Source organism: Shewanella sp. SG41-4 (genome assembly GCF_014164505.1).
In the GTDB taxonomy this organism is placed as follows: domain Bacteria; phylum Pseudomonadota; class Gammaproteobacteria; order Enterobacterales; family Shewanellaceae; genus Shewanella.
Genome location: NZ_JACJFI010000087.1, coordinates 1 through 15,403, shown reverse-complemented (window position 1 = coordinate 15,403; position 15,403 = coordinate 1). Strand labels below are relative to the sequence as shown.

Here is a 15,403-nt window from a genome sequence, read left to right as displayed (position 1 = left end):
CAAACATAAAAGCTCCTAAATGGAGCTTTTATTTTGCCTTAAAAATGGCTAACTACAGATTTGTCTTGAGTTAATAATGCGAGGCAATCAACAGCACTTAGTGGCTTGCTGAGCAAGAAGCCTTGTACTTGATCACACCCTCTATCACGTAAGAATTTTAATTGTGCTTGAGTTTCAACCCCTTCAGCAACCACGTTAAGATCTAAACTATGTGCCAAGGTAATAATGGCGCTAGTGATGGCTGCATCGTCAGGATCTTCTGTTATGTCACGAACAAACTCACGATCTATTTTTAAGGTATCAATTGGGAAGCGTTTCAAATAGCTTAAGCTTGAGTATCCGGTACCAAAGTCATCAATGGCAATGGTTAATCCCAAGGCTTTGAGTTGCGATAGTACCGCAACAGAATCTTGTGGATTACCCATAATCATCGACTCGGTTAATTCGAGTTCTAGGGCGCTTGCCGGTAATCCTGATACGGCTAGTGCGACTTCTATGGTCGAAATTATATCGGCTTTCAATTGTCTGGCAGAAAGATTAACGGCGACAGATATATGTTCGAAGCCTTGTTGATGCCACAGCGCCAGTTGGCTACAGGCTTGGTTAATTGCCCAATTCCCTATTTGATTAATAATGCCTGTTTCTTCAGCAAGCGGGATAAACTCAACCGGTGAAATAAAGCCAAGTTCTGGGCTTTCCCAACGCATTAAGGCTTCAAGGCCGATAATTTTTTCAGTCTTTACATCGTATTGAGGTTGATAAACTAAATATAGCTCATTGTCTTGAATCGCTTTTTTTAGTCCTGCTTCTAATTGAACGTGGCGCGTCGCATATTGGTTTAATTGTTCAGTATAGAATTGGAAGTTATTTCGACCCAAAGATTTAGCATGATACATTGCAGTATCAGCGTATTTAATCAGCGAAGTGGTATCGTCAGCATCTTCAGGATACAGGCTGATACCGATTGACGGTGAAATAGTCAGTATTTTATCGTCAAGTAAAAAAGGTGTTTGGAAAGCATTTAAAACTTTTGATGCAATAATAGTGGCAGCTTTAGTTTTGGCAACGCCTTCTAAAATAATGGTAAATTCATCTCCGCCTAGGCGTGCAACGGTATCGCCATCTCGTACTGCATTTTGTAGACGGTGCGCGACCGCTTTAAGCAGTAAATCACCAATGTGGTGCCCCATTGAGTCATTGATATGTTTAAATCGGTCTAGATCTAAAAATAGCAATGCCACTATGCTCGTAGCGCGGTGTGCTTTAGTTACCGCTTGATTGAGCCTGTCTTGGAATAAAGTACGGTTAGGCAGCCCAGTTAATGGGTCGAAATTAGCCAGTACTCGTAAATCTTCTTCAGCTTTTTTACGGGCGGTAATATCAGTGAAAACAGCTACAAAGTGACTGGTTTCACCTTTGTTATTAATAACTTGATTTATTTCCAACCATGCAAGAATACCCCGGCGGTCGCGAGTTCTAATGTGAATTTCACCAGCCCAATGTTTGTGTCTTAACAGTTGAATTTCAACTGAGTTATAAAAATCGCGTGATTGCTTACCCATGGTTAAAAATAAGAAATGCTTATTCACAACATCACGGTGTTTAAAGCCAGTAATGCGGCTAAATGCTGGGTTTACAGAGCGGATTTGGTAATCTAGTTCGCCGACGACAACCGCTTCATTCATGCTCGATAGCACTTGCGAGGATAGTTTTAATTCATTTTCCGTCAGCTTGCGGCTCGTAATATCTTTATGAGTTCCAGCCATTCGTATTGGAACATTATTGCTATCACGTTCAACAATTTGACCACGGTCTAATACCCAAGCCCATTCTCCTGGTTTTGTTTCAACACGGTACTCGGCCTCAAAAAATTCGCTGTCACCATTTAGATGCTCATTAAGCAACTTTTGCACTCGCGGCCGGTCTTCTGGGTCAATATTTTTAATTAATAATTGATCATTTAACGAAAAGCTTATCGGTTCAATTATGTTGGTTCGATAGACTTTATCGTCTTTAATGTTCCAGTCCCACATACCATCGCCCGAAGCCCAAAGTGCCAATTTTAGACGTTCTTCAGAAGCGCGAATACTGCTGTCAAACTCGCGTTGTTTGGTCAGCTTTTTTTGTCTTGTAGATAGAATCCAAATAATAATTAACAATCCAACGGTCACATACAGCGCATAAGCCATGTGAGTCATATAAATAGGTGGAACCACTGACAAGCTCACATTGAGGGTGTATTCACTGTATTTATTAGTCCCGAGCGCATGTCGAATGATTAAATTGTATTCACCCGGTGGTAAGTTGGTATAGGTTATTTCTTTTCCATGGGAAAGTTCACGCCAATCATCATCATAACCATCTAAAAAGTAGCTAAAATGGCTTAATCCAGGGTAATTAAAGTTGAGTGAACCGACTTCAAAACTGATGATTTTTTGTTCGTACGGCATAGAAATGTGAGGAGCATGGCTTAAATCACGAATAAAGTATTGGGTTTCACCAATCGTGTATTTTGTCAGTGCCAGCTTGTTCTCGGCTCTCTGGTTGGGAATATGGCTTGGATTAAAATAGTTAAGACCTCGAATACCGCCAAACCATAAGGTACCGTCAAGCTCTTTAAACTTAGCTGCACCATTAAATTCATTGGCTTGTAGGCCTTCAAATTTGTTATAAGAAATAAAGCTCCGATTACTCGGAGTAAAACGTGAAATCCCCGAGTTAGTACTAAGCCACAGGTCGTGTTTGTCATCTTCTAAAATAGCGTAAACAGTATTACTGCTTTTATCAGCATTGACGTCCATTCGTTCAAATTTAAAGGTACCGTATTCTATTGTTAACTTGTCTATTCCACCATGAGTGGCTACCCAAAAATCACCATTTTCTGCTTGCAAAAAGTCTCTGACACGGTTGTCACTCACACTGTAAGGGTTTTCTGGGTCATGGTTTAGAAAGTCTAATTTCTGTTCTTCAGCTGAAAGCCTTACCACTCCGCCCATTGTGCCTAGCCATAAGTAACCTTGGCTAAAATAGAGCTTAATAATTTGGTGTTTGAACGAGGAGAAGTCTGTTTGAAATCCGAAATTATAAGCCATCATTTGGTTAGTATACTCAGAGATAAAATATAAACCTTGTGAGCTTGCTATCCATAATCGGCCTTTGTCGTCAAAAGCTAAACTGCGGATCTGAGTATCAGCATGAAATTGTTCGTTTACAGGTCTTATTTGCTGCAGGATGTTACTGTTATCTAGGGTAAATAGACCCACGTTGGTGGCCAGCCACAGTAAACCTTGTTTATCTTGAACAATGTCATGCACTATCAATGACAACTGTTCTAACGGTATCGCTAATTTATTGGCAAATAACTCATTGATGTAATGATATTGGTTATCATTAGGGGATAAAAACTTGAGTCCTGCACCGTCGGTACCTATCCACAGGCGTTGCTGTGTGTCACGAAAAATGGTGCGGATCATGTTTGCCATGCCAGGGACACTGGTTTGGTAATCGTAAAGGTGGCTAAAGTATTGATGGCTGAGGTTAAGCTTATCAATACCCGAATAACCCGTGCCAATCCATAGAGTGCCGTTTTGATCTAACATTAGGCTTTGTAGATTATTAGCACTGATAGTATTGATTTTTTTCGGATTATGCTTATAAACCGTGCTGTGCCACTTTCCATCAATAAAATCGAGTTTGAATAAGCCCGTATTGGTGCCAATGGCAAAAATCTGATTTGCATTAATTACTTCAAAGTCAGTAATCATACGGTCATTACCAAAACTACTATCATGCACCCATATCAGTTCTTTTTGATGAGTATCGAGATTATAGCGCCAAATCTGGTTGTCGATGGCGAGCCAAACTGAATAAACTGAACTGGATTTGATTTGGTTTACCGTCATGTTGACTGGAATTTCAAGTCGAATAATCGTATTACTATCAATGGCAAAAGTGCCATTAGACTCAGTGCCGACGACAATGTATTTATCATCAATATTGGCAATGCTAGTAATATTTGGAGTGATATTATTGCCTAAACTGACAGGAATAATTTTTTCGGTTTTTAAGGACAGTATGTATAAACCCGAACGCGTACCCACCCATAAAGTATCGCCAATCACGGCAAGATGGGCCACCTGAAGCTCTGTTAAGCCTTGAGGGCGTTTAAACTGAGTAAACTCCCCAGTAGTGAGATTGAGTTTATTCAGTCCATTGTTGAAGGTACCTATCCATAAATCGCCGTCAGGTGACTGCAAAATATCAGTGATAAAATTACCTGAGATAGAGTTAGTGTCTGTTTGCTGTTTTAAGTATAAATTAAATTCAACACCATTATAGCTGTGTAGACCGTCTTGAGTGCCTATCCATAACATTCCGGAACTGTCCATAAACAGACGTGTAATCGAGTTTTGATTAAGGTCTCCTTCCTCATTGAAGTGCTCAAACTTTACTTCGGCTAGGCTGTCATAAGGATCATTTTTTTGCGCTGAAACAGACACTGAAAAACTCAATGTTATGATTAAAATTAGCCAGTGTGTCAAAAGTGTGAATGTACGAAAATTCAAATTTCACCTATAAAATTTCATTGAAAAAGCAGCGACAAATTTTAATTATGTTAACAATAAAATGCTAAATTGCCTCTTACACATTTTGTTGTTTATTCATTTTATCAATTGAGTGAGTGGTAAACTCTTTTTCCTTATAAAACTGACAGTTTTACACCGTCAAAGCAACAATAAATCGTCATTTGTCGATGTTCTGACAATTTAACCACTTTAATTGATTTGTTGCTGTTGATACATTTTTATTATGTCATCAATTTGCTGATCTTTTTCGACCCAAAGCTTATTTAACCAACGTTGAAATTCAACACGAGTTTCTGGGCTTGAAAAGTAAACTTCTGAATCCACTTTTGGCACAGGCAGAGTTTCAATACGAACCACAACTTTTTTAGTGCGTCCATGCATGACATTAGTCAGCACTTTTTCCGACGTTTCAGGATAAACCAAGGTGATATTTAACAAGCCGGTAAACTGTTCGCCCATTGCTGAAAGTGTGAACGCTATCCCGCTGGCTTTAGGGCGTAATAAATGGCGGTAAGGTGAATTCTGACGTAGTCGTTTTTCTTCGGTAAAACGACTGCCTTCCACATAATTAATAATAGCGGTAGGCATGTGCTTAAAACGCTCGCAAGCTTTGCGGGTCGTTTGCAGATCTTTGCCTTTCAATTTGGGATTTTTTTTCAGCTTTGCTGCGCTGGTGCGATCCATAAATGGCATGTCGAGCGCCCAGCAACCTAAGCCCATTATTGGTACATATAATAGTTCTTTTTTTAAAAAAAACTTCAACATTGGTATATGGTTTCGCAATAAATACGTTTGGGCTGCAATATCAAAACCACTGACATGATTACTAATCAATAAATACCAACCGTTAGGATCGAGTTTTTCCAACCCTTTTACATCCCATTCAATATTTGATATTAAATATAAAATGCCGCCGTTACATGTGGCCCATGACCACATAAATCGATTCATTATTCGAGTTAATACCCGACGAGCAGGCAAGAAAGGCAGTAATAATTTTGCGACACCGCCAATAGTTAACAATGAACTCCATACAATGGTATTAATGATCAACAGCGACAAACTGATGATAAAGAGTATTGGACCAGGTAAAAAAGCTAACATATTTTGTTAACCCTCTTGCTTTGCTTGTGAAGCAAACTTCTGTAGCTGTAGGTCTTTGTCTAGCCAAAGTTGATTAAGTTGTTCTTGAAATTCAATTTTAAATTCGCGATCTTTTAGGTAATCACCACGCATACGTTGAGGAATATCAGTGATTTTGATGTCTACTCTTACCTCGGATAATCCGCCACAAATATAGTGCCAATAAGTCGGTACGGTATCTGGATAATATATGGTGACATTAACCAGTTTATTAATGTGCTCTCCCATGGCGGATAATGCGAATGCCATTCCTCCAGCCTTAGGTTTTAGAAGATGCTGAAAAGGTGACCCCTGCTTATCATGTTTAGCTTCCGTAAAACGTGTACCTTCCACAAAGTTCATAATACTCACAGGTTTCGTTTTAAATTTCTCACATGCTTTACGAGTGATCTCGATATCTTTACCTTTCAATTTAGGATTTTTTCGCAACTGTGATGTGCTGTAACGGCGCATAAATGGAAAGTCTAATGCCCACCAAGCGAGGCCGAGTATCGGGACAAAAATCAGCTCTTGTTTGAGGAAAAACTTTAAAAAGGGAATTTTACGGTTAAATACTCGCTGTAAAATAAGGATGTCGACCCACGATTGATGATTAGCAATGACCATATACCATTCTTGTTCAGAAAAAGATTGATCGCCAGTGACATGAATTCGCATTGGGTGAAAAATTGCTTCTACTATGGTATTGACACTGATCCATGCCGTCGCGCAGTTATCGAGAATATAGCTACAGACTTTTTGACAAATGCCAATGGGGATCAATTTTACAATACTGAACGCCAAGATAGGGATGGTCCAAAAAATGGTATTAAATAAATAGCATAAGAATGCGATTGAACCTTTGATTTTCGAAAGCAGCGACATTTTTCTCTCCTATTAAACGGAGGGCTATGTTACTCGTAGTCGCAGTTTTGCTCAATCTATACGACAGGTTAAATTACGTTTATTGCTGATTCAATTTTGCCAATAATCGGTCCATGGCCCTATAACCTAAGGCTTGAGCAATATGACTACGCTCGGTAGTAGGCGATTGCTGTAAGTCTGCAATGGTACGTGATACCCGTTGAATTCGATGAAAACTGCGAACAGACAATCCTAAGCTCACTACACTTTGTTCCAGAAAAGCCGAGTCTGGTTGAGTAATAGCGCCATCTTGTTTGAGTTGTTTTGGGGTTAACTCACTGTTTAATACCCCAGCGCGGCTGAGTTGTAGTTCGCGTGCTTGTTTGACTCTCTTGGCTATTTCAACGCTGGACTCACTGGGTTGGTGTTGCTGGGTTAACGTGCCTGCAGGAAGTTTAGGAACATCCACGGTTAAATCGAAGCGGTCTAAAAAAGGCCCTGATAAACGCGATAAGTAACGCTGAATTTGATCTGGAGTCGAACGTGCACGCTCCGTATCACCGCAGGGACTTGGATTCATCGCAGCAATGAGTTGAAATCGACTCAAAAAGGTCAATTTTGCTGCAGCACGAGAAATCTCAACTTGACCGGTTTCTAAAGGCTCTCGCAGACAATCCAGTACCTTACGAGGAAATTCTGCTATTTCATCAAGAAATAATACTCCACGATGTGCCAATGATATCTCACCTGGTTTTGGATGACTGCCACCGCCAATAAGGGCAATGGATGATGATGTATGATGCGGCGAGCGAAAAGGACGGTTAAGGAAGTTTTGCGGTTTCACATGTAAACCGGCGACAGAATGAATGGCGGCTACTTCAATGGCTTCGTCGTAGGTGAGTTTGGGTAATAATGGGATGATTCTATTGGCTAACATGCTTTTTCCCGTTCCAGGAGGGCCAATAAACAGCATGTTATGTCCGCCTGCCGCGGCGATTTCAAGCCCATGTTTTGCCTGGTATTGGCCAATAACATCGCTCATGCAAAGTGATGATTGTGTTTGAGTTTCTTCTTCAATCCACTCGGGTAAGGTATCGAGTAAAGGTAGTTGTGCTTGACCATGTAGGAATGCCGCCAAGTTTTGCAAGTGAGCGACAAAATAACTGTGCTTATAGCCAACCAGTTCTGCTTCATGTCGGTTTTCGATGGGCATAAAAAAATGATGTTGATCATTACGCGCCGCAATAATGGCAGGTAATAATCCACTGCAAGGCCTAATTTGCCCAGAAAGAGCCAACTCACCCACAAATTCGCATTGGTGTAACGCTTTAGCTGGAACTTGATTAGATGCGGCGAGAATACCTACTGCGATAGGTAAATCGTACCTGCCGCCTTGTTTAGGTAAATCTGCTGGGGCTAGGTTGACGGTAATTCTTTTTTGAGGGAATTCAAATCCGGCATTAATCAACGCACTTCTGACGCGTTCTTTGGCTTCTTTTACTGAGGTTTCCGGCAGGCCTACTAAATTAAACGCAGGTAAACCGTTGCTTAAATGAACTTCAACGGTAACTCTCGGCGCTTCTACACCGCAACTCGCTCGGGTAAATACACAGGCTATTGCCATCAACAATTCCTTTTGTTTGAATAATATACAAATGATTAAGTTGTTACAGTCTAGCAGCGATGATTTTTTTTGCGTGATAAAGGTTAAATAAGTCAGATAAAGTTATGCTTGTTAGCTAGTTTAAATGACTGATGTTGAGTAGAATACCGTCGCTTTATAGTTCGCAGAGACCGAGTATAAATAGGTCTGTTGTCGTGACACATTATAATGCTATTCCATCACTCGTTATTTCTATCTGTATTGAATCATTAGTCTTATTAATTTGAATGTTAATAAATGGCTGAGGTCTTGCATTTGCCCATTTTGCAACAAAGATATGTACATACATTCCTGATATTTTGGCTAGTATTCGGGTAAAGGTAAACTATGAGCCTCTCTGATAATTTATTGATCATCTTATGCCTGATTGGCATTAGTTGTTTTTTTTCTATGTCTGAAATTGCCCTCGCGGCATCACGAAAAATGCGTTTACAATTAATGGCCGATGAGGGCGATTTGCGCGCTGCTAAAGTGCTTAAACTTCAGGCGCATCCAGGCAGTTTTTTTACCGTGGTACAAATCGGACTCAATGCGGTCGCAATTATGGGCGGTATTGTTGGTGAGTCGGCTTTTAGACCTCATTTTGAACAATTACTGTTGCCTTTATTAGGCAATGAATGGGGTTTACAGCTGAGTTTTGTTTGTTCATTTGTGACGGTCACCTCGTTGTTTATTTTATTTGCTGATTTGATGCCTAAACGAATTGCGATGGTGATCCCAGAGCAAGTTGCGGTCACTTTTGTAATGCCAATTATTTTGTGTATTAAAGTATTAAAGCCGTTCGTGTGGATTTTTAATGGCTTGGCCAATGCAATTTTTAAATTATTGCAAGTGCCTACCGCGCGTAATGACCAAGTCACCCATGATGATATTTACGCCATGATGACAGCCGGTACTGAAGCTGGGGTGATGGATAAAGGCGAACAACAAATGATGGAAAACGTGTTCGAAATGCAGTCTGTGTCGGTGACTTCTGCAATGACAGCGCGTGAAAGTTTAGTGTATTTCTTACTGCAAGATAGTGAAGATGACATTAAACAGAAAATTGCAAAAAATCCGCATAATAAATTTTTAGTGTGTGATGGTCAATTGGACATGATCAAAGGTTTTGTCGATGCAAAAGAGTTACTGATTAGGGTAATTAACGGCGAGAACATCACCTTAAAAGGCAGTACGTTAGTGCATAACTGTCTCATCATTCCTGATACGTTAACCTTGTCTGAGTCGATGGAATATTTTAAGAATAATCGTTCCGACTTTGCGGTGGTGATGAACGAATATGCATTGGTTGTCGGCATTGTGACCACCAACGATTTACAAAGTGCCGTTATGGGCGCGTGGTCATTACATGAAAGTGAAGAACAGATTGTTGCCCGTGATGGTAACTCTTGGTTAGTCGATGGGGTGACACCGATTACTGATGTCATGCGGGCATTTAATATTGAAGTGTTTCCGCATAATCAAAACTACGAAACCATTGCAGGTTTTATGATGTATATGTTGCGCAAAATTCCTAAACGTACTGACTTTGTCAATTATGCAGGTTACAAATTTGAGGTAGTCGATATTGATTCATACAAAGTCGACCAACTACTGGTTACTCGGCTAGACATTGAGATGCCGCCTCTGCCTTAAGTCAATTAGCTTAAACAATCTACACGGCGCCATTAAATGATGTCTAAGAACGCACGAATGATAGGATCATTGGTGCGTTTTTCTTTGCAGCAACAACCTAATTCAAATGGTGGGATCGGGATTGGCGAAGCTAGGGTTTGGATGCGATCGCGTACCGGACTATTGTGGATCACCGCTTCTGGACTAATACCAACACCACAGCCGAGTGCGACCATAGACACTATTGCCTCCTGACCAGAGACTTGGGCATAAATATTGGGTTTTATGCCCATTTGCTTAAACCACACATCAATCCTTTTTCTGCCGGGACCATGGTCCGGTACGATATAGGGCAATTTAGCCCAATCAATTTTTGGCTGGTTTACCCATTGCTGAACTTGGCATTGTATTGTGGGTGCAATGACGCAAATCGGAACTTTATCAATTGGGGTAAAATGCAGACTGGCAGGGAAAGCTTCCGGTAATGCAATAATCGCGATATCGGCGCGATTTTTTTGAATTTGATTTACCGCATTAGCTGGATCTCCGGTGTTGAGATTGATATCGACATGGGGATGCTCACGTCTAAACCGATCTAACAGTGCCGGTAAATGGCTATAAGCTGCGGTAACTGAGCAGTACAAATTAAGATTGCCACGTAAAAATTGCTGGCTTGGGTCAATACGACTGCGCAGCTGGGTCCATTCCGATAATGTCTGTTCTGCAAAACGTTTAAATTCAACGCCCGCGTGGGTAATCGTGACGCTTCGATTGTCACGGTCAAATAATTTACTGCCCACTTCATCTTCTAAACGCTGCAACGCACGGCTTAAGGTTGATGGGCTGACATGCGATTGCTCTGCTGTTTTGGCAAAATGCAGGCTATCGCATAAGTGTAAATACATTTTAAGTGAACGGATATCCATCACAGCACCTTCAAGCACGCATTAAGTTGAGTGTAAGTTAAATATTAGGTTAAGCATTCCATGTTGCATTAATTGCAACGTCATGTCCCGAATATATCATTTTAAGCAATCATATGCATGCGCTATAGTGACTTCAATCACAACGCTTAAGGTCGCTGACTTATAAGATGTTGAGTCCCAAATTACTAAATTTTAAAGGTGGTATCAGATGGCTAACTATTTTAACTCTCTGAATTTACGTCAACAATTAGCTCAATTAGCACAATGCCGCTTTATGGACCGTACTGAATTCAGTGACGGTTGCCAATATATTAAAGATTGGAACATCGTGATTTTAGGTTGCGGCGCACAAGGCCTTAACCAAGGTTTAAACATGCGTGACTCAGGCCTAAATATTTCTTTTGCCTTACGTCCGCAAGCCATTGCTGAAAAGCGTGCATCATGGCAAAAAGCCACCGATAACGGTTTTAAAGTTGGCACCTTTGAAGAGCTTATTCCTGCGGCTGATTTAGTGTTAAACCTAACACCAGACAAGCAACACACTAATGTCGTTAATGCGGTTATGCCATTAATGAAGCAAGGTGCTACGTTATCTTATTCACACGGTTTCAATATCGTTGAAGAAGGTATGCAAGTTCGTCCAGACATTACTGTGGTTATGGTTGCGCCAAAATGCCCTGCTACGGAAGTTCGTGAAGAATACAAGCGCGGTTTTGGCGTACCCACATTGATTGCAGTACATCCAGAAAATGATCCAAATGGTGATGGCTTAGCGATTGCTAAAGCTTATGCCAGTGCTACCGGTGGCGACCGTGCCGGTGTATTAATGTCATCGTTTGTGGCTGAAGTTAAGTCAGATTTGATGGGCGAACAGACCATTTTATGTGGCATGTTACAAACAGGTGCCATTTTAGGTTACGAGAAAATGGTCGCTGACGGTGTTGAGCCTGGTTATGCCGGCAAGTTAATTCAACAGGGTTGGGAAACGGTTACCGAAGCACTTAAGCACGGCGGCATTACCAACATGATGGATCGCTTATCAAACCCAGCTAAAATCAAAGCATTTGATATGGCTGAAGAGTTGAAAGTTATCCTTAAGCCATTATTTGAAAAGCACATGGACGACATTATCAGCGGTGAGTTTTCTCGCACTATGATGGAAGATTGGGCTAATGATGACACCAACTTGTTACGTTGGAGAGCGGAAACCAACGAAACCGCATTTGAAAATGCGCCAGTGTCAGCTGAACATATCGATGAACAAACCTATTTCGACAAAGGTATTTTCTTGGTGGCAATGATCAAAGCGGGTGTTGAACTGGCGTTTGATACCATGGTTGCCGCAGGTATTGTTGAAGAGTCGGCTTACTATGAGTCGCTACATGAAACACCGTTGATTGCCAACACTATTGCGCGTAAGCGTTTATATGAAATGAACGTGGTTATCTCGGATACGGCTGAATACGGTTGTTACTTATTCAACCATGCAGCAGTACCAATGTTACGTGATTATGTTAACGCTATGTCATCAGAGTACTTAGGTGCTGGGCTTAAAGACCAAGCAACAGGTGTTGATAACCTTCGCTTAATCGATGTAAATGATCAGATTCGTAATACAGAGGTTGAGTATATCGGCGCTGAGTTACGTGGTTACATGACCGATATGAAAAGTATTGTTGAAGCTAGCTAACGTATAAGGTAACTGGTGAAGTTCCTGTTCAGTGTTTTTTGCAACATGTTTATGTTGTCGTTGTCGGACAGGCATCAATCGAAACGTCCTAATCTTATTGATTAGGACGCTGAAAAAACAAATTATTAGATTGAGTTCTAATTAATTATTAGTAGAACTCATGCGTTAAGTTTTTGTTGTTGTTTGCATTGTCTCGGCAGGGAAGCTGAATTTTTTTTATAAAGACAATTTTTTAGTTGTGTTGGTTAAATCTTTTATGGTACTTGTTAGTAATACCGTAACGTTATTTGAACACAATCAAACGAATTATTATTAGAAACTTAGGATACAGTCTAAAACATGTTAAACCACACAGCCATTCTCATTCTCGAAATTATTACCGTAGTGATTATTAAGTCACAGCGGGGGTGGCGTTTGGCAACTAGACTGACCTAAGAGTCACACAGATTGCAAAAACCCCCGCTCCGAAAGGACCGGGGGTTTTTTAGTTTTAGGCTTAAGTAAAACCAAAAAAACAATATTACACAGTAGAGCAGCAGAACCATTGACGAAGTAGAGAGCAACATATGGAAGCAGGACAGAAAATGCGCGGCGCGGATGCAGTAATCAAAGTACTAGCAGCACATGGTGTAACAACCGTATTTGGTTATCCTGGTGGGGCGATTATGCCAATCTATGATGCCCTTTATGGCGGTCCTGTAGAGCACTTGCTTAGCCGTCATGAACAAGGTGCCGCGTTTGCTGCAGTAGGATATGCTCGTGCTAGTGGTAAAACCGGGGTGTGCTTTGCAACATCTGGCCCAGGAGCCACTAATTTAATCACCTCACTTGCCGATGCTTTACTTGACTCGGTTCCGTTAGTTGCCATAACGGGCCAAGTGTCTACCAGTGTTATTGGTACCGATGCATTCCAAGAGATAGATGTATTAGGTATGTCGTTGTCATGCACCAAACACAGTTTTATGGTCACCGACATCAATGAGCTTATTCCTACCTTATATCGGGCTTTTGAAATTGCAGCAGAAGGACGTCCTGGTCCGGTTTTAGTTGATATTCCCAAAGACATTCAACTTGCTGCATTAGAATATAAAACCCCCCTTCAAAGTGTTACTGATGAATTACAGCCTCTGGTGGCTGACTTAGATGCCGCCGCAGAGTTAATTAAGCACGCTAAGAAGCCTATGTTGTATGTTGGAGGTGGTGTGGGTATGGCTGGCGCCGTTGCGCATTTACGTCAGTTCATCGACACCACAGGCATTCCATCAGTGGCAACGTTAAAAGGCTTGGGCAGTATTGCACATGGCACTAAAGGTTATTTAGGCATGTTGGGTATGCATGGTGGCAAAGGGGCAAACCTTGCTGTGCAAGAATGTGATTTATTAATGGTAGTAGGCGCACGTTTTGATGACCGCGTAACCGGCCGGCTTGCGAGTTTTGCCAGTAATGCCAAAGTATTGCATTTAGACATCGATGCCGCCGAAATCGGTAAGTTACGTCAAGCTGACGTGGCGATAGCTGCTGAACTTAGCATAGTGTTACCTGCACTAACGGCCGCCGTTGCTGGCAAACTCGATATTACTCAATGGCAAGTTGATGTGGAGGAGTTATCCCGTAAGCACCAATGGAATTACCAACACCCGGGCGATTTAATTTATGCGCCAGCGATGTTACGCCGTTTAGCCAATAAACTTCCTGAAGACAGTGTTGTTGCTTGTGATGTTGGCCAGCATCAAATGTGGGTGGCGCAGCACATGTGGTTCCGCCGTCCTGAAGATCATTTATCCAGTGCAGGCTTAGGTACTATGGGTTTCGGCTTACCTGCCGCTATTGGCGCACAAGTTGCCCGACCTGATGCAACGGTGGTCACGGTCTCTGGTGATGGTTCGTTTATGATGAATGTTCAAGAATTGACCACCATTAAGCGTCGTAAATTGCCGGTAAAAATCTTACTGATTGATAATCAAAAACTGGGTATGGTTAAGCAATGGCAACAGTTATTTTTTGAAGAGCGTTACAGTGAAACAGACTTATCTGACAATCCTAACTTTGTCCTTATGGCATCAGCATTTGATATTCCAGGTCGAACGATAACGAGAGCGGATCAAGTCGAACAAGGGTTAGATGATATGTTGAATAGTAGCGGTCCTTTTATGTTACATGTGTCGATTGATGATGCTTTTAACGTATGGCCTCTAGTGCCACCGGGTGCGAGTAATAGTGAAATGATGGATCAAATGGAGAAGCAAACATGATGCATGCATTAGAAATAACCGTTCAACAACGTCCTGAAGTGCTTGAACGCGTGCTGCGTGTTACTCGCCATCGTGGATTTAAAGTCACCCAGATGCAGGTTCGTATTAATGAAGACGCCAGCATGGCGGTCGATTTATGGGTTGAGGCCGAACGTGCCATTGAATTGCTCAGCAACCAGTTAGATAAATTAATTGATGTCACTCACTGTAAAGTGCTATCGGCTGCACCGTTAAATCAGGTCGCTAACGGCTAGAGCTTGCTATTAAGCCAAGCACGATTCAGTTAGAGACTATTTAGTTAGAGATTATGTAATTAGAGATTATTTTAGTCGTTATGAGGTGAATAAGCCGGTAACGCGCACCACATTAAATAAAGGATATTAGCAATGCCAAAATTACGTTCAGCTACCAGTACCGAAGGCCGCAACATGGCAGGCGCCCGCGCACTATGGCGTGCCACTGGCGTGAAAGAAAATGATTTTGGTAAGCCCATTATCGCGATAGCCAATTCTTTCACTCAGTTTGTACCAGGCCATGTACATTTAAAGAATATGGGATCATTGGTTGCAGGTGCCATTGAAGAAGCTGGCGGCATTGCCAAAGAGTTTAATACTATTGCCGTAGATGACGGTATTGCGATGGGCCATGGTGGCATGCTGTATAGCTTACCGTCGCGCGAGTTAATT

General features: G+C 41.5%; 10 protein-coding genes. 5 read left to right on the top strand and 5 right to left on the bottom strand.

Annotated elements, in window-relative coordinates; all coding sequences use genetic code 11:
• Window positions 1-38: 38 nt before the first annotated feature.
• From H5202_RS10160 to H5202_RS10145, 4 genes are all read right to left on the bottom strand, one after another.
• Entirely contained in the window at window positions 39-4,499 is a 4,461-nt protein-coding gene (locus H5202_RS10160; RefSeq protein WP_182771976.1) for an EAL domain-containing protein, read from the bottom strand.
• A 276-nt stretch (window positions 4,500-4,775) separates the two neighbouring features.
• Window positions 4,776-5,690: an acyltransferase gene (locus H5202_RS10155; RefSeq protein WP_182771975.1), complete on the bottom strand. Its 915-nt coding sequence runs from the start codon at window positions 5,688-5,690 to the stop codon at window positions 4,776-4,778.
• Window positions 5,691-5,696: 6 nt separating this feature from the next.
• Complete coding sequence (locus H5202_RS10150) at window positions 5,697-6,593, bottom strand: acyltransferase (protein ID WP_182771974.1); 897 nt, start codon at window positions 6,591-6,593, stop codon at window positions 5,697-5,699.
• A gap of 79 nt (window positions 6,594-6,672) precedes the next feature.
• The gene (locus H5202_RS10145) at window positions 6,673-8,196 is read right to left on the bottom strand and encodes a YifB family Mg chelatase-like AAA ATPase (protein ID WP_182771973.1); all 1,524 of its coding nucleotides are present in this window, start codon (window positions 8,194-8,196) and stop codon (window positions 6,673-6,675) included.
• A 366-nt stretch (window positions 8,197-8,562) separates the two neighbouring features.
• Here H5202_RS10145 and H5202_RS10140 point away from each other — a divergent pair, with 366 nt between their 5' ends.
• Window positions 8,563-9,870: a hemolysin family protein gene (locus tag H5202_RS10140; protein WP_182771972.1), complete on the top strand. Its 1,308-nt coding sequence runs from the start codon at window positions 8,563-8,565 to the stop codon at window positions 9,868-9,870.
• Between the two features lie 32 nt (window positions 9,871-9,902).
• Here the strand turns inward: H5202_RS10140 and ilvY are convergent, their stop codons facing one another.
• The gene (gene ilvY / locus H5202_RS10135; protein ID WP_182771971.1) at window positions 9,903-10,775 is read right to left on the bottom strand and encodes an HTH-type transcriptional activator IlvY; all 873 of its coding nucleotides are present in this window, start codon (window positions 10,773-10,775) and stop codon (window positions 9,903-9,905) included.
• A 208-nt stretch (window positions 10,776-10,983) separates the two neighbouring features.
• On the opposite strand from ilvY, the gene ilvC reads away from it, so the two are divergent.
• The 4 genes from ilvC to H5202_RS10115 form a co-directional block, all read left to right on the top strand.
• Window positions 10,984-12,465 carry a ketol-acid reductoisomerase gene (ilvC, locus tag H5202_RS10130; RefSeq protein WP_182771970.1) on the top strand — a complete coding sequence of 494 codons (1,482 nt, stop codon included), beginning with the start codon at window positions 10,984-10,986 and terminating at the stop codon, window positions 12,463-12,465.
• 566 nt (window positions 12,466-13,031) lie between these two features.
• Window positions 13,032-14,717 (top strand): acetolactate synthase 2 catalytic subunit, encoded by a 1,686-nt coding sequence (gene ilvG, locus H5202_RS10125; RefSeq protein WP_182771969.1) that lies wholly within the window; start codon window positions 13,032-13,034, stop codon window positions 14,715-14,717.
• The gene (gene ilvM / locus H5202_RS10120) at window positions 14,714-14,971 is read left to right on the top strand and encodes an acetolactate synthase 2 small subunit (protein ID WP_011635912.1); all 258 of its coding nucleotides are present in this window, start codon (window positions 14,714-14,716) and stop codon (window positions 14,969-14,971) included. Before ilvG ends, ilvM begins: the two co-directional genes overlap by 4 nt.
• Window positions 14,972-15,103: 132 nt before the next feature.
• Window positions 15,104-15,403 (top strand): dihydroxy-acid dehydratase domain-containing protein (locus tag H5202_RS10115; RefSeq protein ID WP_182771968.1); only part of this gene is annotated, 300 nt, incomplete at its 3' end.

Bases quoted from the DNA above. Each gene is read 5' to 3' on its own strand.
- H5202_RS10155 (WP_182771975.1), bottom strand. From the start codon at position 5,690: ATGTTAGCTTTTTTACCTGGTCCAATACTCTTTATCATCAGTTTGTCG.
- H5202_RS10150 (WP_182771974.1), bottom strand. From the start codon at position 6,593: ATGTCGCTGCTTTCGAAAATCAAAGGTTCAATCGCATTCTTATGCTAT.
- H5202_RS10145 (WP_182771973.1), bottom strand. From the start codon at position 8,196: ATGGCAATAGCCTGTGTATTTACCCGAGCGAGTTGCGGTGTAGAAGCG.
- H5202_RS10140 (WP_182771972.1), top strand. From the start codon at position 8,563: ATGAGCCTCTCTGATAATTTATTGATCATCTTATGCCTGATTGGCATT.
- ilvY (WP_182771971.1), bottom strand. From the start codon at position 10,775: ATGGATATCCGTTCACTTAAAATGTATTTACACTTATGCGATAGCCTG.
- ilvC (WP_182771970.1), top strand. From the start codon at position 10,984: ATGGCTAACTATTTTAACTCTCTGAATTTACGTCAACAATTAGCTCAA.
- ilvG (WP_182771969.1), top strand. From the start codon at position 13,032: ATGGAAGCAGGACAGAAAATGCGCGGCGCGGATGCAGTAATCAAAGTA.
- ilvM (WP_011635912.1), top strand. From the start codon at position 14,714: ATGATGCATGCATTAGAAATAACCGTTCAACAACGTCCTGAAGTGCTT.